19 protein-coding genes are annotated in these 20,003 nt (G+C 55.8%); 18 read left to right on the top strand and 1 reads right to left on the bottom strand.

Translation table 11 applies throughout. The annotated features are described in order from the left end of the window. The first annotated feature begins 24 nt into the window (after positions 1-24). From miaB to rihA, 10 genes are all read left to right on the top strand, one after another. A complete protein-coding gene (gene miaB / locus L362_RS20795; protein WP_021242573.1) occupies positions 25-1,449 on the top strand; it encodes a tRNA (N6-isopentenyl adenosine(37)-C2)-methylthiotransferase MiaB in 1,425 nt (474 codons plus the stop codon). Between the two features lie 163 nt (positions 1,450-1,612). Next, positions 1,613-2,659 (top strand): PhoH family protein, encoded by a 1,047-nt coding sequence (locus L362_RS20800; RefSeq protein ID WP_008501053.1) that lies wholly within the window; start codon positions 1,613-1,615, stop codon positions 2,657-2,659. Then, positions 2,656-3,123, top strand: coding sequence for an rRNA maturation RNase YbeY (gene ybeY, locus L362_RS20805; protein ID WP_008501052.1), 468 nt, complete (start codon positions 2,656-2,658; stop codon positions 3,121-3,123). The genes L362_RS20800 and ybeY overlap by 4 nt, the downstream gene beginning before the upstream one ends. Before the next feature lie 89 nt (positions 3,124-3,212). After that, the gene (corC, locus tag L362_RS20810; RefSeq protein ID WP_021242574.1) at positions 3,213-4,091 is read left to right on the top strand and encodes a CNNM family magnesium/cobalt transport protein CorC; all 879 of its coding nucleotides are present in this window, start codon (positions 3,213-3,215) and stop codon (positions 4,089-4,091) included. A gap of 5 nt (positions 4,092-4,096) precedes the next feature. After that, positions 4,097-5,635, top strand: a complete 1,539-nt coding sequence (gene lnt, locus L362_RS20815) for an apolipoprotein N-acyltransferase (protein ID WP_023343586.1) — start codon at positions 4,097-4,099, stop codon at positions 5,633-5,635. Positions 5,636-6,034: 399 nt separating this feature from the next. Next, positions 6,035-6,940 (top strand): amino acid ABC transporter substrate-binding protein, encoded by a 906-nt coding sequence (locus L362_RS20820; RefSeq protein ID WP_008501049.1) that lies wholly within the window; start codon positions 6,035-6,037, stop codon positions 6,938-6,940. Between the two features lie 155 nt (positions 6,941-7,095). Further along, positions 7,096-7,836 carry a glutamate/aspartate ABC transporter permease GltJ gene (gene gltJ / locus L362_RS20825; protein ID WP_008501048.1) on the top strand — a complete coding sequence of 247 codons (741 nt, stop codon included), beginning with the start codon at positions 7,096-7,098 and terminating at the stop codon, positions 7,834-7,836. Further along, on the top strand, positions 7,836-8,513 hold the full coding sequence (gene gltK / locus L362_RS20830; RefSeq protein WP_008501047.1) for a glutamate/aspartate ABC transporter permease GltK: 678 nt from the start codon (positions 7,836-7,838) through the stop codon (positions 8,511-8,513). The genes gltJ and gltK overlap by 1 nt, the downstream gene beginning before the upstream one ends. Continuing rightward, on the top strand, positions 8,510-9,235 hold the full coding sequence (locus L362_RS20835) for an amino acid ABC transporter ATP-binding protein (protein WP_008501046.1): 726 nt from the start codon (positions 8,510-8,512) through the stop codon (positions 9,233-9,235). The genes gltK and L362_RS20835 overlap by 4 nt, the downstream gene beginning before the upstream one ends. A gap of 120 nt (positions 9,236-9,355) precedes the next feature. Continuing rightward, positions 9,356-10,294, top strand: coding sequence for a pyrimidine-specific ribonucleoside hydrolase RihA (gene rihA, locus L362_RS20840; protein ID WP_021242576.1), 939 nt, complete (start codon positions 9,356-9,358; stop codon positions 10,292-10,294). A gap of 52 nt (positions 10,295-10,346) precedes the next feature. Here the strand turns inward: rihA and L362_RS20845 are convergent, their stop codons facing one another. Further along, complete coding sequence (locus tag L362_RS20845) at positions 10,347-10,829, bottom strand: zinc ribbon-containing protein (protein ID WP_032637969.1); 483 nt, start codon at positions 10,827-10,829, stop codon at positions 10,347-10,349. 214 nt (positions 10,830-11,043) lie between these two features. Here L362_RS20845 and leuS point away from each other — a divergent pair, with 214 nt between their 5' ends. From leuS to mrdB, 8 genes are all read left to right on the top strand, one after another. Next, positions 11,044-13,626 carry a leucine--tRNA ligase gene (gene leuS, locus L362_RS20850; RefSeq protein WP_021242577.1) on the top strand — a complete coding sequence of 861 codons (2,583 nt, stop codon included), beginning with the start codon at positions 11,044-11,046 and terminating at the stop codon, positions 13,624-13,626. Between the two features lie 14 nt (positions 13,627-13,640). Then, positions 13,641-14,210: an LPS assembly lipoprotein LptE gene (gene lptE / locus L362_RS20855; RefSeq protein ID WP_008501042.1), complete on the top strand. Its 570-nt coding sequence runs from the start codon at positions 13,641-13,643 to the stop codon at positions 14,208-14,210. Then, the gene (holA, locus tag L362_RS20860) at positions 14,210-15,241 is read left to right on the top strand and encodes a DNA polymerase III subunit delta (RefSeq protein ID WP_032637606.1); all 1,032 of its coding nucleotides are present in this window, start codon (positions 14,210-14,212) and stop codon (positions 15,239-15,241) included. Before lptE ends, holA begins: the two co-directional genes overlap by 1 nt. Continuing rightward, a complete protein-coding gene (gene nadD / locus L362_RS20865) occupies positions 15,234-15,899 on the top strand; it encodes a nicotinate-nucleotide adenylyltransferase (RefSeq protein WP_032637604.1) in 666 nt (221 codons plus the stop codon). Before holA ends, nadD begins: the two co-directional genes overlap by 8 nt. 269 nt (positions 15,900-16,168) lie before the next feature. After that, positions 16,169-16,486 carry a ribosome silencing factor gene (gene rsfS, locus L362_RS0122685; protein ID WP_003858696.1) on the top strand — a complete coding sequence of 106 codons (318 nt, stop codon included), beginning with the start codon at positions 16,169-16,171 and terminating at the stop codon, positions 16,484-16,486. 3 nt (positions 16,487-16,489) lie between these two features. Beyond that, positions 16,490-16,957, top strand: coding sequence for a 23S rRNA (pseudouridine(1915)-N(3))-methyltransferase RlmH (rlmH, locus tag L362_RS20870; RefSeq protein WP_003858701.1), 468 nt, complete (start codon positions 16,490-16,492; stop codon positions 16,955-16,957). Between the two features lie 28 nt (positions 16,958-16,985). Then, complete coding sequence (gene mrdA, locus L362_RS20875; protein ID WP_023293034.1) at positions 16,986-18,887, top strand: peptidoglycan DD-transpeptidase MrdA; 1,902 nt, start codon at positions 16,986-16,988, stop codon at positions 18,885-18,887. Positions 18,888-18,889: 2 nt separating this feature from the next. Further along, positions 18,890-20,002: a peptidoglycan glycosyltransferase MrdB gene (mrdB, locus tag L362_RS20880; RefSeq protein ID WP_008501037.1), complete on the top strand. Its 1,113-nt coding sequence runs from the start codon at positions 18,890-18,892 to the stop codon at positions 20,000-20,002. The last annotated feature ends 1 nt before the right edge of the window (position 20,003 follow it).

Here is a 20,003-nt window from a genome sequence, read left to right as displayed (position 1 = left end):
TGCAATCATGAGCTGAGCAAGTCGATGACTAAAAAACTCCATATAAAAACCTGGGGCTGTCAGATGAACGAATACGATTCATCCAAGATGGCCGATCTGCTGGATACCACCCACGGATACCAGCTGACTGAAAATGCGAAAGAAGCCGATGTGCTGCTGCTGAACACCTGTTCAATTCGTGAAAAAGCGCAGGAAAAAGTCTTTCACGTGTTAGGCCGCTGGAAACTTCTCAAACGAAAAAATCCGGACCTGATCATCGGCGTGGGCGGCTGCGTCGCGTCGCAGGAAGGCAAGCTGATCCGCCAGAGAGCCCCGTATGTGGACATTGTCTTTGGCCCTCAGACCCTGCACCGTCTGCCTGAGATGATCAATCAGGTTCGTGGCAACCGTAGCCCGGTCGTTGACGTCAGCTTCCCGGAAATCGAAAAATTTGACCGTCTGCCGGAGCCGCGTGCCGATGGCCCGACCGCCTTCGTCTCCATCATGGAAGGCTGCAACAAATACTGCACGTACTGCGTGGTGCCGTACACCCGTGGTGAAGAGGTCAGCCGCCCGGCAGATGACATTCTGTTTGAAATCGCGCAGCTTGCCGCGCAGGGTGTGCGCGAAGTGAACCTGCTGGGCCAGAACGTTAACGCCTGGCGCGGTGAGAACTACGACGGCACGACCGGCAGCTTTGCTGAGCTGCTGCGTCTGGTGGCCGCGATTGACGGCATCGACCGCATTCGCTTTACCACCAGCCATCCGATGGAATTTACCGATGACATCATTGACGTTTATCGCGATACGCCAGAGCTGGTGAGCTTCCTGCACCTGCCGATTCAGTGTGGCTCTGACCGCGTGCTGAACCTGATGGGCCGTCCCCATACGGTGCTGGAGTACAAATCCACCATCCGTAAGCTGCGTGAAGCACGTCCGGATATCCAGATTAGCTCCGACTTTATCGTCGGCTTCCCTGGCGAAACCGCAGAAGACTTCGAGCGCACCATGAAGCTCATCGGCGAAGTGAACTTTGACGTCAGCTACAGCTTCATCTTCTCTGCGCGTCCAGGAACACCGGCGGCCGATATGGTTGACGATGTACCGGAAGAAGAGAAAAAGCAGCGTCTGTATATTCTGCAGGAGCGCATCAACCAGCAGGCTAACGCCTGGAGCCGCCGCATGCTCGGTACCGTACAGCGCATTCTGGTGGAAGGCACTTCCCGCAAGAGCATTATGGAACTCTCTGGTCGTACGGAAAATAACCGCGTGGTGAACTTTGAAGGCACCCCGGATATGATCGGTAAATTTGTGGACGTCGAGATTGTCGAAGTGCTGACCAACTCGCTGCGCGCGAAAGTGGTCCGCACCGAAGACGAAATGGGCCTGCGTATCGCAGAGTCACCGGAATCCGTGATCTCGCGTACCCGCAAAGAAAACGATTCTGGCGTTGGGATTTACCAGCCATAATCCTTCAGGCCTGCCGCTTTGGCAGGCCTTGTATTTCCTCTCATCGCCCCCAATATCTTCCGCAACGCTTGCGCCTTTATTCTGTGGCGTGAATAATTTCGGTAATGACCGTTTTATTGCGCCGTGTGGCAGCGGGTCAGTTAATCAATCAAAGAGGAACAGTTTGAACATAGATACGCGTGAAATTAGCCTTGAGCCAGCAGACAACGCTCGCCTGCTGAGCCTGTGCGGGCCGTTTGATGACAACATCAAACAACTGGAGCGACGTCTGGGTATCGAAATCAATCGTCGCGATAATCATTTCAAACTCACCGGACGCCCTATCTGCGTCAACGCCGCTGCGGACATTCTGCGTAGCCTGTATGTCGACACCTCCCCCATGCGCGGCGAAATTCAGGATATCGAACCGGAGCAGATTCACCTCGCCATTAAAGAGGCGCGCGTGCTTGAGCAGAGCGCGGAGAGCGTGCCGGATTATGGCAAGGCAATCAACATTAAGACCAAGCGTGGCGTCATTAAGCCGCGTACGCCAAACCAGGCGCAGTATATCGCCAATATTCTCGACCACGACATCACCTTCGGCGTGGGGCCAGCGGGTACGGGTAAAACCTATCTGGCCGTTGCCGCGGCGGTCGATGCGCTGGAGCGTCAGGAAATCCGGCGTATCCTGCTGACCCGCCCTGCCGTTGAAGCCGGTGAAAAACTGGGCTTCCTGCCTGGCGATCTGAGCCAGAAGGTCGACCCGTATCTCCGTCCTTTATACGATGCGCTGTTTGAAATGCTGGGCTTTGAGAAGGTCGAGAAGCTCATTGAGCGTAACGTGATCGAAGTGGCCCCGCTCGCCTACATGCGCGGCCGTACGCTGAACGATGCGTTCATCATTCTTGATGAGAGCCAGAACACCACCATCGAACAGATGAAAATGTTCCTGACGCGTATTGGCTTTAACTCGAAAGCGGTGATTACCGGCGACGTCACGCAGATCGATCTGCCGCGCAGCACCAAATCGGGCCTGCGCCACGCCATCGAAGTGCTCGCCGAGGTCGATGAAATCAGCTTTAACTTCTTCCACAGTGAAGACGTGGTACGCCACCCGGTGGTCGCGCGTATCGTTAACGCTTATGAAGCCTGGGAAGAGGCAGATCAGAAGCGTAAGGCCGAACTGGCCGCAGAACGTAAGCGCGAAGCGCAGGAGCAAGAACAGAAATGAGTCAGGTGATCCTCGATTTACAGCTGGCCTGTGAAGACAATTCCGGCATGCCAGATGAGGCACAGTTTCAGAAATGGCTGGATGCCGTTATCCCGCAGTTTCAGGAAGAATCAGAAGTCACGATTCGCCTGGTGGATGAAGCAGAAAGCCATGAGCTTAACCTGACCTATCGCGGGAAAGATAAGCCGACCAACGTGCTCTCTTTCCCGTTCGAAGCCCCGCCGGGCATCGAGATGCCGCTGTTGGGCGATCTGATCATCTGCCGCCAGGTGGTTGAACAGGAAGCTAAAGAGCAGCAGAAACCGCTTGAAGCCCACTGGGCGCACATGGTGGTACACGGCAGCCTGCATCTGCTCGGCTACGATCATATTGAAGACGACGAAGCGGAAGAGATGGAGTCCCTCGAGACAGAGATAATGCTTGCTCTGGGCTATGAGGATCCGTACATTGCCGAGAAAGAATAGTCAGTCACCGGACTGACTCCCCTGCCGCCACGAAAGGACATCGCGTGGCGGTAAACATTGAACTAACAAGAGAACCCTTAACAAACGCCATGAGCGACGACAATTCACACAGTAGCGACACGACAACCAGTAAAAAGGGATTTTTCTCCCTCATTCTGAACCAGCTTTTCCACGGCGAACCGAAAAACCGTGATGAACTGCTGGAGCTGATTCGTGATTCCGGGCAAAACGACCTTATCGACGAAGATACGCGCGAAATGCTCGAAGGGGTTATGGACATCGCCGACCAGCGCGTTCGCGATATCATGATTCCCCGCTCGCAGATGATCACCCTGAAACGTAACCAGACCCTGGACGAGTGTCTCGATGTCATCATCGAATCCGCCCACTCGCGTTTCCCGGTCATCAGCGAAGACAAAGATCACATCGAAGGGATTTTGATGGCGAAAGATCTGCTGCCGTTTATGCGCAGCGATGCCGAAGCCTTCAGCATGGAAAAAGTGTTACGCCAGGCCGTGGTTGTGCCGGAAAGTAAACGTGTGGATCGGATGCTGAAAGAGTTTCGCTCTCAGCGTTACCACATGGCGATTGTTATTGATGAATTTGGTGGCGTCTCCGGTCTGGTCACGATCGAGGATATCCTTGAGCTGATCGTGGGCGAAATCGAAGATGAGTATGACGAAGAAGAGGATATCGACTTCCGTCAGCTCAGCCGCCACACCTGGACCGTGCGGGCGCTGGCCTCCATTGAGGACTTCAACGACGCCTTCGGGACCCACTTCAGCGATGAAGAGGTCGATACCATTGGCGGGCTGGTGATGCAGGCCTTTGGCCACCTCCCGGCACGCGGAGAGACCGTTGACATCGACGGTTACCAGTTCAAAGTAGCCATGGCCGACAGCCGACGTATTATACAGGTTCACGTCAGAACGCCGGACGACTCACCGGTGCCAAAACTGGAAGATTAATGTAAATGGCATTTGCCCCATTGCTTGAACGCCAGCGCGTCCGTTTGCTGCTGGCGCTGTTACTCGGAGCCAGCGGTACGCTGGCTTTTTCTCCTTACGATATCTGGCCTGCGGCCGTTCTCTCCCTGATGGGGCTTCAGGGTTTGACCCTGAACCGTCGTCCGGTACAGGCTGCCGCTATTGGCTACTTCTGGGGACTGGGGCTGTTTGGCTCAGGTATTAACTGGGTCTACGTCAGCATCGCGCAGTTTGGCGGTATGCCGGGCCCGGTAAACGTCTTCCTGGTGGTACTGCTCGCCGCGTATCTCTCGCTCTATACCGGTCTGTTCGCCGGCATCCTTTCTCGCCTGTGGCCCAAAACCACCTGGCTGCGCGTCGCCATTGCCGCGCCGGTGGTCTGGCAGATCACCGAATTCCTGCGCGGCTGGGTGCTGACCGGCTTCCCGTGGCTGCAGTTCGGCTACAGTCAGATTGACGGCCCGCTGAAAGGCCTGGCGCCGGTCATGGGCGTTGAGGCCATTAACTTCCTGCTGATGGTCGTTAGCGGCCTGCTGGTATTAGCGCTGGTTTCACGATGCTGGAAACCGCTGGCTGTGGCGCTGGTGCTGTTCGCCCTGCCCTTCCCGCTGCGCTATATCCACTGGTTCACGCCGGAGCCCGCGCGCGCCATGCAGGTCTCCATGGTGCAGGGGAATATCCCGCAGTCGATGAAGTGGGACGAGAAAGAGCTGCTGAATACGCTGAAGATCTACGCCAACGCCACCGAAGAGGTGATGGGTAAATCGCAGCTGATTATCTGGCCGGAGTCTGCTATTCCCGATCTTGAGATCAACCAGCAGCCGTTCCTCAACATGATGAACGACCTGCTGCTCTCGCGTGGCAGTACGCTGATCACCGGGATTGTCGATGCGCGTCTGAATCAGCAGAACCGCTACGACACCTACAACACCATCATTACGCTCGGCAAAGACAGCGAATACAGTTACCACTCCACTGACCGGTACAACAAGAACCACCTGGTGCCGTTTGGTGAATTTGTGCCGCTGGAGTCAATTCTTCGCCCGCTGGCCCCGTTCTTCGATCTGCCGATGTCCTCCTTCAGCCGCGGACCGTACGTTCAGCCTCAGCTGCATGCGCACGGCGCAGCCCTGACGGCGGCCATCTGCTACGAAATCATTCTCGGCGAGCAGGTGCGCGATAACTTCCGCCCAGATACGGACTATTTGCTGACCATCTCTAACGATGCCTGGTTTGGTAAATCAATCGGCCCGTGGCAGCACTTCCAGATGGCACGCATGCGCTCCCTGGAGCTGGCCCGTCCCCTGCTGCGCAGCACCAACAACGGCATCACCGCCGTGATTGGTCCGCAGGGTGAAATCCAGGCTATGATCCCGCAGTTCACCCGAGAAGTGCTGACCACCAACGTCACGCCTACCACCGGGCTGACGCCGTACGCACGCACCGGCAACTGGCCGCTGTGGATCCTGACCGCGCTGTTCGGCTTTGGCGCGGTGCTGATGAGCCTGCGCCAGCGTCGTCGATAATCCCTCCTCTTCCTGCCGGGTGGCGCTGACGCTTACCCGGCCTACTGTTTCGCTTTTGTAGGTCGGGTAAGCGTTAGCGCCACCCGACAATTCTCTCCAGACTTCAATTCTGGCACGCCTATTGCTTTGTTTATTCAGGTAAACGCAGTTTGGCTTACTGTGCAACCTTGTCGCACCAGCGTAGATCATCGGTAGCACCGAAACGGTGCAACGGGAGATATTTGCCTCTGAATGGTGCGGCGTGCTTCGCAAAAATAAACAATAACGCAGCAAAATCTTTACATTAAGCCAGACTAAATGTTAACAAGCTTGCATAACACTGCACTCGCATTGGCGAGATATAACAACATCACAATGGGTATCAATGCGTCGCTGGCGCTGATAAAAAAGGAGTTGGGTATGCAATTACGTAAACTGGCCACAGCAATGCTGGTTATGGGGATGTCCGCAGGCGTGGTTCACGCTGAAGACGCTCCGGCAGCAGGCAGCACTCTCGACAAGATTGCCAAAAACGGCGTTATCGTGGTCGGCCACCGTGAATCTTCTGTCCCGTTCTCTTACTACGACAACACGCAAAAAGTCGTGGGCTATTCACAGGATTACTCCAACGCCATCGTTGAAGCTGTGAAGAAAAAGCTGAACAAACCTGACCTGCAGGTGAAGCTGATCCCCATCACTTCACAGAACCGTATTCCGCTGCTGCAAAACGGCACCTTTGACTTCGAGTGTGGCTCCACCACCAACAACCTCGAGCGTCAGAAGCAGGCTGCCTTCTCCGACACCATCTTTGTTGTGGGCACCCGCCTGCTGACGAAGAAAGGCGGTGAGATCAAAGACTTCGCTGACCTGAAAGGGAAAGCGGTCGTTGTCACCTCCGGGACCACGTCTGAAGTGCTGCTGCACAAGCTGAACGACGAGAAGAAAATGGATATGCGCATCATCAGCGCGAAAGACCATGGCGACTCCTTCCGTACCCTGGAAAGCGGTCGTGCCGTCGCGTTTATGATGGACGACGCCCTGCTGGCAGGCGAGCGTGCGAAAGCGAAGAAACCAGACAACTGGGATATCGTCGGTACCGCGCAGTCGAAAGAAGCCTACGGCTGTATGCTGCGTAAAGACGATCCGCAGTTCAAAAAGCTGATCGATGACACCATCGCCCAGGTGCAGACCTCAGGCGAAGCGGAAAAATGGTTCGACAAATGGTTCAAGAACCCGATTCCACCAAAAAACCTGAACATGAATTTTGAACTGTCAGACGACATGAAAGCGCTGTTCAAATCTCCAAATGACAAGGCTCTTAACTAATTAGAACAACAGGGGCGGGATCTCCTGCCCTCTCGATTGTCGGGAAGCATGGACAGACTATACGTTGAGTGGTCGTTCCCCACTCAGCGCGAAAAATGAGCTTCTCACCAATCTTCGAGGGTAGCGCTGCTACCCTTTTTTTTCTGGAGTTTATTATGTCAATCGACTGGAACTGGGGCATATTCCTGCAACAAGCCCCGTTCGGCAACACCACCTATCTTGGCTGGCTGTGGAGCGGCTTTCAGGTCACCGTGGCATTATCGATAACGGCGTGGATCATCGCGTTTCTTGTCGGTTCTCTGTTCGGTATTCTGCGCACCGTCCCTAACCGTTTTCTTTCAACACTCGGCACCCTGTACGTGGAACTGTTCCGTAACGTTCCGCTGATCGTGCAATTCTTTACCTGGTATCTGGTTATCCCGGAACTGCTGCCGGAAAATATTGGCATGTGGTTCAAGTCGGAACTGGATCCGAATGTGCAGTTCTTTGTCTCCTCCATGATGTGTCTGGGGCTGTTTACCGCTGCGCGCGTTTGCGAGCAGGTGCGTGCCGCCATTCAGTCATTACCCCGCGGACAAAAAAATGCGGGTCTGGCGATGGGGTTAACCCTGCCACAGACCTACCGCTACGTGCTGCTGCCTAACGCCTACCGCGTCATCGTTCCGCCGATGACCTCCGAGATGATGAACCTGGTGAAAAACTCGGCCATCGCCTCGACCATCGGCCTGGTCGATATGGCCGCGCAGGCGGGCAAGCTGCTGGATTACTCCGCTCACGCGTGGGAATCCTTCACCGCGATCACGCTCGCCTACGTTCTGATTAACGCTTTCATCATGCTGGTGATGAACCTGGTTGAACGCAAAATTCGCCTGCCGGGCAACATGGGGGGCAAATAATGTACGAATTTGACTGGAGTTCTATCGTTCCATCCATGCCTTACCTGCTTGATGGACTGATGATTACCTTAAAAATCACCGTCATTGCCATTATCGTCGGTATCGTCTGGGGCACCCTGCTGGCCGTTATGCGCCTGTCGAGCTTTAAGCCGCTCGCCTGGTTTGCTACCGCCTACGTTAACGTGTTCCGCTCCATCCCGCTGGTAATGGTGCTGCTGTGGTTTTACCTGATCGTGCCCGGCTTCCTGCAAAACGTGCTGGGGCTGTCGCCGAAAACCGACATCCGTCTGATCTCGGCGATGGTGGCGTTCTCAATGTTTGAGGCCGCTTACTACTCTGAGATTATCCGTGCAGGCATTCAGAGTATCTCCCGCGGGCAATCCAGCGCCGCGCTGGCGCTGGGGATGACGCACTGGCAGTCCATGCAACTCATTATTCTGCCGCAGGCGTTTCGCGCCATGGTTCCGCTCCTGCTGACCCAGGGAATTGTGCTGTTCCAGGATACGTCCCTGGTCTACGTGCTGAGCCTGGCAGACTTCTTCCGTACCGCGTCCACCATCGGTGAGCGTGATGGTACGCAGGTTGAGATGGTGCTCTTTGCGGGAGCGGTCTATTTTGTGATTAGTTTAAGCGCGTCGCTGTTGGTCAGTTGGCTGAAGAAAAGGACGGTACAATGATTTCCCTGAAAAATGTTTCGAAATGGTATGGGCACTTTCAGGTGCTGACCGACTGCTCCACCGAAGTGAAAAAAGGCGACGTGGTAGTGGTGTGCGGACCGTCCGGTTCCGGTAAATCGACGCTGATCAAAACCGTTAACGGACTGGAGCCGGTCCAGCAGGGTGAGATCGTCGTCAACGGCACCAAAGTCAACGACAAGAAAACCAATCTTGCTCAGCTTCGCTCTCACGTTGGCATGGTGTTCCAGCATTTTGAGCTGTTCCCTCACCTCTCCATTATTGAGAACCTGACGCTGGCCCAGGTGAAAGTGCTCAAGCGTGATAAAAAAGCGTCGCGCGAGAAAGGCCTGAAGCTCCTGGAACGCGTTGGCCTCGCGGCTCATGCCGATAAGTTCCCGGCACAGCTTTCCGGCGGCCAGCAGCAGCGTGTGGCGATCGCCCGTGCGCTGTGCATGGATCCCGTGGCGATGCTGTTTGACGAGCCCACGTCGGCGCTCGATCCGGAGATGATCAACGAAGTGCTGGACGTAATGGTCGAACTGGCGCATGAAGGGATGACCATGATGGTGGTGACCCACGAAATGGGCTTCGCCCGCAAGGTGGCCAACCGCGTGATCTTCATGGACGAAGGGAAAATTGTTGAAGATTCCCCGAAAGAGGAGTTCTTCGCCAACCCGAAATCGGAACGTGCGAAAGATTTCCTCGCGAAAATCCTGCACTAACCTTCTCAGTGCGCAATCTGCGGATTGCGCACTGCCTCACGCTTTCGCTCACTTCTTCTCGTCGGTGCCCCATTGCAGCGTTAACCTTGTCACAAAATAACGCTATGAATGGAGAACGCTATGGCACAACCTATAATTTTCGATTGCGACCCGGGTCATGATGACGCGATCGCGCTCGTCCTTGCACTTGCCTCCCCCGAGCTCGACGTCAAAGCCGTCACCTCTTCTGCCGGAAACCAGACGCCGGATAAAACCCTGCGTAACGTTTTGCGCATGCTGACGCTGCTCAAGCGCACGGATATTCCTGTCGCCGGCGGCGCCCTCAAGCCCCTGATGCGTGAATTAATTATTGCGGATAACGTGCATGGCGAAAGCGGGCTGGACGGTCCGGCGCTGCCGGAACCTGGCTTCACGCCGCAAAGCTGCACCGCCGTGGAGCTGATGGCAAAGGTGCTGCGCGAGAGCGCGGAACCCGTCACCCTGGTGGCAACGGGACCGCAAACCAACGTCGCGCTGCTGCTGAACAGCCATCCTGAACTGCACAGCAAAATCGCTCGTATCGTCATCATGGGCGGGGCTATGGGCCTGGGAAACTGGACGCCTTCCGCAGAGTTCAACATTTTTGTCGATCCGGAAGCAGCGGAAATCGTCTTCCAGTCGGGCCTGCCAGTTGTGATGGCAGGGCTGGACGTGACGCATCGCGCGCAGATTATGGCAGACGACATTGAGCGCTTCCGCTCCGTTGGCAATCCGGTCGCGACAACCGTGGCTGAGCTGCTCGACTTCTTTATGGAGTATCACAAAGCCGAGAAATGGGGATTCCACGGTGCGCCGCTGCACGATCCGTGCACCATTGCCTGGCTGTTAAAGCCGGAGATGTTTACCACGGTCCACAGGTGGGTTGGCGTCGAAACTCAGGGGAAATACACCCAGGGGATGACGGTGGTGGACTACTACTCGCTGACGGGAAATAAGCCGAATACCACGGTGATGGTGGATATTGACCGTGAGGCGTTTGTGGATTTGCTGGCGGAGAGGCTGGCTTACTATAATGCGTAGTGCGGCCTGATGCCCTCTCCCACGGGGAGAGGGCGCAAACCTGCGCTTTTACCTAGGGTTCAAACGGCCGACGCTGGAACTGATCGTGGCCGCATTTCGGACACAGCGACAGGACCTCCGGCGTATACACTGCAATATGATGGTGGCAATTCTCGCACACCAGATTTCCCAGCCCGACCACTTCACCGCTGTGGTACACACCGTGGTGGTTTAAATCCTGAAAGACTTCACGCCACTCCAGCTGCGTTTTATCGGTGATATCGGCCAGCTCCTGCCACAGGCTCTCTTTGATCACCCGCATGAAAACGCTGTCCGTGACCTCCTCATGGCTTTCCTGGTAGCTGCGCGCGAACTCTTCCAGATCGCGACGCACGGCGCGGGTCACCTCTTCCACTTCGGTTCGCGTTAACTCACCCGTTTGCGACACGCGGGCACGCGCCTGCTCCACCAGCGCGTCGATATCACGCTCGCCGTTACGCAGCCGTTCCGTCAGTGTCGCCACCAGTTCGCGGTAAAATTGAGCAACCTTGTTCATCATTTTGCCTCCCGGGTAAGTAACTATTTCTAATAATAGACCTTATTTCAGCGCCGCTTTGTCAGGTGAAGCACAGACCCGGTAAATTCCTGCAAAGCGCATTTGTGCGAAAGGCTGTTTTGACGCGGGCGTTTGGGCTATGCTATGCGGATCTGAATTACCACATCCATTGGCTACATTTGTAGCTGTATTGAACACAGGACCACTGGCTGCCATGCAAGAGCAATACCGCCCGGAAGAGATAGAATCAAAAGTCCAGCAACACTGGGACGAGAAGCGCACCTTTGAAGTAACCGAAGACGAGAGCAAAGAGAAGTATTACTGCCTGTCGATGCTTCCCTATCCTTCTGGTCGACTACACATGGGCCACGTGCGTAACTACACCATCGGTGATGTGATTGCGCGCTACCAGCGCATGCTGGGCAAAAACGTTCTGCAACCCATCGGTTGGGATGCGTTCGGTCTGCCTGCGGAAGGCGCGGCGGTCAAAAACAATACGGCGCCGGCACCGTGGACGTACGACAACATCGCGTACATGAAAAACCAGCTCAAAATGCTGGGCTTTGGCTATGACTGGAGCCGCGAGCTGGCAACCTGTACCCCGGAATATTACCGCTGGGAACAGAAATTCTTCACTGAGCTGTACAAAAAAGGCCTGGTGTACAAGAAGACCTCTGCCGTTAACTGGTGCCCGAATGACCAGACCGTTCTCGCGAACGAACAGGTTATCGATGGCTGCTGCTGGCGCTGTGATACCAAAGTGGAGCGTAAAGAGATCCCGCAGTGGTTTATTAAAATCACCGCTTACGCTGATGAGCTGCTGAACGATCTGGATAATCTGGACCACTGGCCAGATACCGTTAAGACCATGCAGCGCAACTGGATCGGCCGTTCTGAAGGCGTGGAAATTACCTTCAACGTTGAGAACTACGACCAGACCCTGACCGTCTACACCACCCGTCCGGACACCTTCATGGGCGCGACCTACCTGGCCGTGGCCGCAGGACACCCGCTGGCGCAGAAAGCGGCAGAAAACAATCCGGAACTGGCTACCTTCATCGACGAGTGCCGCAACACGAAAGTGGCAGAAGCCGATATGGCAACGATGGAGAAAAAAGGGGTTGATACCGGCTTTAAGGCCATTCACCCACTGACGGGCGAAGCGATCCCTGTCTGGGCCGCCAACTTCGTACTGATGGAATACGGCACAGGCGCCGTGATGGCTGTTCCAGGTCACGACCAGCGCGACTATGAATTTGCCACTAAATATGGCCTGACCATCAAGCCTGTTATTCTGACGGCTGACGGTTCTGAACCAGACCTGTCCGAACAAGCGCTGACCGAAAAAGGGACCTTGTTCAACTCCGGCGAGTTCAACGGTCTGAGCTTCGAAGAGGGCTTCAACGCTATCGCCGACAAGCTGGCCTCCCTTGGCGTGGGCGAGCGTAAAGTTAACTTCCGTCTGCGCGACTGGGGCGTTTCCCGTCAGCGTTACTGGGGTGCGCCAATTCCAATGGTGACGCTGGAAGATGGCACCGTGATGCCAACGCCGGAAGATCAGCTGCCGGTGATCCTGCCGGAAGACGTGGTCATGGACGGTATCACCAGCCCGATCAAAGCCGATCCTGAGTGGGCAAAAACCACCGTCAACGGTCAGCCCGCGCTGCGCGAAACCGACACCTTTGACACCTTTATGGAGTCGTCCTGGTACTATGCTCGCTACACCTGTCCGCAGTATCAGGACGGCATGCTGGATTCCAAAGCAGCGAACTACTGGCTGCCGGTAGATATCTACATCGGTGGTATCGAACACGCCATCATGCACCTGCTCTACTTCCGCTTCTTCCACAAGCTGATGCGCGATGCGGGCATGGTGAACTCTGACGAACCTGCAAAACAGCTGCTGTGCCAGGGCATGGTGCTGGCGGATGCCTTCTATTACGTCGGGGCGAACGGCGAGCGTAACTGGGTATCTCCGGTTGACGCGATCGTTGAGCGCGACGAGAAGGGCCGTATCGTGAAGGCGAAAGACGCTGAAGGTCACGAGCTGGTCTACACCGGCATGAGCAAAATGTCCAAGTCGAAAAACAACGGTATCGACCCGCAGGTGATGGTTGAGCGTTATGGTGCGGATACCGTGCGTCTGTTCATGATGTTTGCCTCTCCGGCAGACATGACGCTGGAGTGGCAGGAGTCTGGCGTGGAAGGCGCAAACCGCTTCCTGAAACGCGTCTGGAAGCTGGTTTACGAGCACACCTCACTGGGCGATGCCCCGGCGCTGAACGCTGCTGCCCTGACTGAAGATCAGCAGGCGCTGCGTCGTGACGTTCATAAAACCATTGCGAAAGTGACCGATGATATTGGTCGTCGTCAGACCTTCAATACCGCAATTGCGGCTATTATGGAACTGATGAACAAGCTGGCGAAAGCCCCGCAGGACGGCGAGCAGGATCGTGCCTTAATGCGTGAAGCGCTGCTGGCCGTCGTTCGCATGCTGAACCCGTTCACGCCGCACGTTAGCTTTACCCTGTGGCAGGAGCTGAAAGGCGAAGGCGATATCGACAACGCGCCGTGGCCGCAGGCTGACGAAGCCGCGATGGTGGAAAACACCACGCTGGTCGTGGTCCAGGTGAACGGTAAAGTCCGCGGTAAAATTACCGTGGCGGTCGATGCAACCGAAGAACAGGTTCGCGAGCGCGCGGGCCAGGAACCACTGGTCGCTAAATATCTTGAGGGCGTTACCGTACGTAAAGTGATCTACGTACCTGGTAAACTGCTGAATCTGGTCGTTGGCTAAGCGCGGGAGGAAACGTGCGACAACTGGCAACAATACTCTTATCTCTGGCGGTGCTTGTCACCGCTGGCTGCGGCTGGCACCTGCGCAATACCACGGCGGTGCCTGCTCAGATGAAAACCATGATCTTTGATTCCGGAGATCCGAACGGTCCACTCAGCCGGGCAATTCGCAATCAGCTGCGTCTGAACGGCGTTGAGCTTGTTGAGAAACAGACGCTGCGTCAGGATGTACCGTCTCTGCGTGTGACAGGAAGTGGTCTGTCGAGAGACACTGCGTCTATCTTCCAGGATGGCCGTACCGCAGAGTATCAAATGGTGTTGACGGTCAACGCGGCAGTCCTGATCCCGGGTAAAGATATCTATCCGATCAGCACGAAAGTGTACCGTTCGTTCTTCGATAATCCGCAGACGGCGCTGGCAAAAGATGCCGAACAGCAGATTATCATCAACGAAATGTACGACAAGGCGGCGGAGCAGCTGATCCGTAAACTGCCAAGTATTGCAGCGTCAACCAAACAAGGATCTGACATTGTTGATAAACCGGTTGATGGCACGCTTCCTGCTGCTAACTCTCTGGGTAAATGATGATCAGGCTGTATCCTGAACAACTCCGCGCGCAGCTCAATGAAGGGCTGCGCGCGGCGTATCTGCTTCTTGGAAACGATCCGTTATTACTTCAGGAAAGCCTGGATGCCGTGCGGCATGTCGCCGCCGCGCAGGGCTTTGATGAACACCACACCGTCCAGTTGGATAACAATACCGACTGGAACGCCCTCTTCTCGCTCTGTCAGGCGATGAGCCTGTTCGCATCACGCCAGACGATTCAGATCCTGCTGCCGGAAAACGGGCCTAACGCGGCGATGAACGAGCAGCTCGCTACGCTGGTCAGCCTCTTACACAGCGATCTGATCCTGATTGTGCGTGGCAACAAGCTGACCAAAGCGCAGGAAAACGCGGCATGGTTTACCCAACTCGCGCCCCACGCGGTGCTGGTCACCTGTCAGACGCCTGAGCAGGCGCATCTGCCTAAATGGGTCGCCGCGAGAGCGAAGCAGCACAACCTTCAGCTGGATGATGCGGCGAACCAGCTGCTCTGCTACTGCTATGAAGGTAACCTGCTGGCCCTGGCGCAGGCGCTGGACAGACTCTCCCTGCTCTGGCCGGATGGCAAGCTGACCTTGCCGCGCGTCGAGCAGGCCGTTAACGACGCGGCGCACTTCACGCCGTTCCACTGGGTGGACGCGCTGCTGTCGGCAAAAAGTAAACGCGCCCTGCATATTCTGCAGCAGCTGCGCCTCGAAGGGAGCGAACCGGTCATTCTGCTGCGTACGCTGCAGCGCGAACTGCTGCTGCTGATTACGCTCAAGCGTCAGTCTGCCCATACGCCTTTGCGTTCGCTGTTTGATAAACACCGGGTGTGGCAAAATCGCCGGGCTTTGACTTCCGAGGCCATCAACCGCCTGAGTCATGAACAGCTTCGCCAGGCGGTACAGCTTCTGATGCGCGCCGAACTCACGTTAAAACAAGATTACGGCCAGTCGGTCTGGGCTGAGCTGGAAAGCCTTTCCCTGCTGCTCTGCCACAAGGCGCTGGCAGACGTTTTTATTGATGGATAGTATGCACTCTTTACAGGCCCTGTATGGCGGCACCTTCGACCCGGTACACTACGGGCATCTGAAGCCGGTTGAAATTCTGGCGAATCTGATCGGCCTTCAGCGCGTCACCATCATGCCGAATAATGTCCCGCCCCACCGTCCACAGCCCGAGGCGACCAGCGAGCAGCGAAAAGAGATGCTTGCCCTGGCCATCGCAGATAAGCCGCTCTTCCGGCTTGACGAGCGTGAGCTGCGTCGCGATACGCCCTCCTGGACCTCGCAGACGCTTCAGGAATGGCGCGCAGAACAAGGTCCAGACCAGCCGCTGGCTTTTATCATCGGACAGGACTCCCTGCTGAACTTCCCCACATGGCATAAATATGAAACCATTCTGGAGAACAGCCACCTGCTCGTCTGCCGCCGTCCTGGCTATCCGCTGACCATGCGCGAAGCGCAGTACCAGCAGTGGCTGGAAGATCATCTCACCGCCAATGTTGAAGATCTTCACACTCAGCCTGCCGGGAAGATTTATCTGGCCGAAACGCCGTGGTTCGATATCTCTGCAACCCTCATTCGCGAGCGCTTACAGCAGGGTTTAGCGTGTGACGATCTGCTCCCCGCACCGGTGCTGGCCTATATCCATACGCATGGTTTGTATCAGAAAAGCGCAGATGAATAGCCGGAGGGCATAAAAAGCGGCTTATTGTTTATCCTGCCTTGACAGGGTAAGCCATACTGTTATTCTCCGCTGCCAGACTTTCCCGCCGATGATTGCTTTACAGAAATTGTTTTACAAAAATGGCGATGCAATCTCAGGCAGAGGGTGGGATGATACCCGCCTTCAAAAGCCCGACCGGAGACTTTTGTCCCGATACAGGCATGAGTTCAGGTATACTGTCTGGCTACGAATTCAACGTTTTACAATCTCATTCACCCCAGGGGGAAAACTTGCAGGGTAAAGCACTCCAGGATTTTGTTATTGACAAAATTGATGACCTGAAAGGTCAGGACATCATCGCTATCGACGTTAAGGGTAAATCCAGTATTACCGACTGCATGATCATCTGCACCGGTACGTCCACACGTCATGTTGTTTCAATTGCCGATCACGTGGTACAGGAATCACGTGCTGCAGGGCTGTTGCCGCTCGGCGTTGAAGGTGAAGCGACGGCTGACTGGGTGGTTGTCGATCTCGGCGATGTGATTGTCCACGTCATGCAGGAAGAGAGCCGTCGCCTGTATGAGCTGGAAAAACTCTGGGGTTAATGCGTGAAGTTGCAGCTGGTCGCCGTCGGCACCAAAATGCCGGACTGGGTACAAACCGGTTTTACTGAATATCTGCGTCGTTTTCCAAAAGACATGCCGTTCGAACTGGTGGAAATCCCCGCCGGTAAGCGCGGCAAGAACGCCGATATCAAACGTATTCTCGATAAAGAGGGCGAACTGATGCTGGCTGCCGCTGGCAAAAACCGCATCGTCACCCTCGATATTCCAGGAAAACCCTGGGATACGCCGCAGCTGGCGCACGAACTGGAGCGCTGGAAGCAGGATGGCCGTGACGTCAGTCTGTTGATTGGCGGACCCGAAGGGTTATCCCCTGCCTGCAAAGCGGCAGCAGAACAAAGTTGGTCCCTCTCCGCGCTGACGCTTCCCCACCCGCTCGTTCGGGTACTGGTGGCAGAAAGCCTGTATCGCGCGTGGAGCATTACTACCAACCACCCCTATCACCGCGAGTAATGACTGACCAGGGTAGATTAAGCAGCGGATGAAACTACAGAATTCTTTTCGCGACTATACGGCTGAGTCCGCGCTGTTTGTGCGCCGGGCGCTGGTCGCCTTCACCGGGATTTTGCTGCTTACCGGCGTGCTGATCGCCAACCTTTATAATCTGCAAATTGTCCGTTTTACCGACTACCAGACGCGTTCCAACGAAAACCGTATCAAGCTGGTGCCTATCGCGCCCAGCCGCGGCATTATTTACGATCGCAACGGCACCCCGCTGGCGTTAAACCGCACCATCTATCAAATCGAGATGATGCCGGAAAAAGTCGATAATGTTCAGGATACGCTGGAAGCGCTGAAAAGCGTTGTCGACCTTAACGACGACGATATCGCCGCCTTCAAAAAAGAGCGCGCCCGCTCACACCGATTCACCTCCATCCCGGTTAAAACCAACCTGACGGAAGTCCAGGTGGCCCGCTTTGCGGTAAACCAGTACCGTTTCCCCGGCGTGGAAGTAAAGGGGTACAAGCGTCGCTACTACCCCTACGGCTCCGCGCTGACGCATGTGATTGGCTACGTCTCCAAGATTAACGACAAAGACGTCGACCGCCTCGATAAAGACGGCAAGCTGGCGAACTACGCCGCAACGCACGACATCGGTAAGCTCGGTATTGAACGCTACTACGAAGATGTCCTGCACGGGCAAACCGGCTATGAAGAGGTTGAGGTTAACAACCGTGGCCGCGTGATTCGCCAGCTTAAAGAAGTGCCGCCTCAGGCGGGGCATGACGTCTATCTGACCCTCGACCTTAAGCTACAGCAGTATATTGAAACCCTGCTGGCGGGCAGCCGCGCAGCCGTTGTGGTCACCGATCCCCGCACTGGCGGCATCCTGGCGATGGTGTCTATGCCAAGCTATGACCCGAACCTGTTTGTTGACGGCATTTCCAGTAAAGACTACTCCGGTCTGCTGAATGACCCCAACACGCCGCTGGTGAACCGCGCGACGCAAGGGGTTTACCCGCCGGCATCCACGGTTAAACCGTACGTGGCGGTCTCTGCACTGAGTGCTGGCGTCATCAACCGCAATACCAGCCTGTTTGACCCGGGCTGGTGGCAGCTGCCCGGTTCAGAAAAGCGCTATCGCGACTGGAAAAAATGGGGCCACGGTCATCTGAACGTCACCAAATCGCTGGAGGAGTCTGCGGATACCTTCTTCTATCAGGTGGCGTATGACATGGGGATCGACCGCCTGTCAGAATGGATGAGCAAATTCGGCTACGGACACTACACCGGCGTTGACCTGGCGGAAGAACGCTCCGGCAACATGCCGACGCGCGAATGGAAGCTGAAGCGCTTTAAAAAACCGTGGTATCAGGGCGACACCATTCCGGTGGGTATCGGTCAGGGGTACTGGACGGCAACGCCGCTTCAGATGAACAAAGCCATGATGATCCTCATCAATGACGGCGTGGTGAAAGTGCCTCACCTGCTGCAGAGTACGGTTGAAGACGGCAAAAAAGTGCCGTGGAACCAGCCGCACGAAGCGCCGGTGGGTGACATTCATTCCGGCTTCTGGGAAATCGCGAAAGACGGTATGTACGGCGTGGCAAACCGCCCCAACGGTACCGCACACAAGTATTTCGCCGGTACGCCGTACAAAGTGGCGGCGAAGTCCGGTACTGCGCAGGTCTTTGGTCTGAAAGCCAACGAAACCTATAACGCGCACCGCATTGCCGAACGTCTGCGTGACCACAAGCTGATGACGGCGTTTGCCCCATATGACAACCCGCAGGTCGCGGTGGCGATGATTCTGGAGAACGGCGGTGCCGGGCCTGCAGTAGGGACCATCATGCGCCAGATCCTTGACCACATTATGCTGGGTGATAACAACACCGAACTGCCGGCTGAAAACCCGGCCGCCGCTGCGGCGGAGGACCAATAATCATGACGGATAATCCAAATAAAAAATCGCTGTGGGACAAAATCCACATCGACCCAGCCATGCTGCTGATCCTGCTGGCTCTGCTGGTTTACAGCGCGCTGGTTATCTGGAGCGCCAGCGGCCAGGACATCGGGATGATGGAGCGCAAAATCGGCCAGATCGCCATGGGCCTGATCATTATGGTGGTGATGGCGCAGATCCCGCCGCGCGTCTACGAAGGCTGGGCACCCTACCTCTACATCTTCTGTATTATTTTGCTGGTTGCGGTCGATGCGTTTGGCGCCATTTCAAAAGGGGCGCAGCGCTGGCTGGATTTGGGTATTGTCCGCTTCCAGCCCTCGGAGATTGCCAAAATCGCCGTTCCACTGATGGTGGCACGCTTTATCAACCGCGACGTCTGTCCGCCGTCTCTGAAGAATACCGCCATCGCGCTGGTGCTGATTTTCCTGCCAACGCTGCTGGTTGCGGCACAGCCTGACCTGGGTACCTCTATCCTCATCGCCCTCTCTGGCCTGTTTGTCCTGTTCCTGTCGGGCCTGAGCTGGCGCCTGATTGGTATCGCGGTAGTGCTGATTGCGGCGTTCATCCCTATTCTCTGGTTCTTCCTGATGCACGATTACCAGCGCCAGCGCGTCATGATGCTGCTCGATCCGGAAACCGATCCGCTGGGCGCGGGCTATCATATTATTCAGTCCAAGATTGCGATTGGCTCCGGCGGCCTGCGCGGTAAAGGCTGGCTGCACGGCACGCAGTCGCAGCTGGAATTTTTACCGGAACGCCACACCGACTTTATCTTTGCCGTTCTGGCGGAAGAGCTGGGGCTGGTGGGCATCTTAATACTCCTGGCCCTATACGTTCTGCTGATCATGCGGGGATTGTGGATTGCAGCACGCGCGCAAACGACCTTTGGTCGCGTCATGGCTGGCGGGTTGATGCTGATTTTATTCGTTTATGTCTTCGTAAATATTGGTATGGTGAGTGGTATTCTGCCGGTGGTAGGCGTACCGCTGCCGCTGGTGAGTTACGGAGGCTCGGCACTGATCGTGTTGATGGCCGGGTTTGGTATCGTGATGTCGATCCATACCCACAGAAAAATGTTGTCAAAAAGCGTATAAA

It is taken from the genome of Enterobacter sp. MGH 16, assembly GCF_000493175.1.
Classification (GTDB): Bacteria; Pseudomonadota; Gammaproteobacteria; order Enterobacterales; family Enterobacteriaceae; genus Enterobacter; species Enterobacter roggenkampii.
This window is presented reverse-complemented; position numbering and strand designations above follow the sequence as displayed.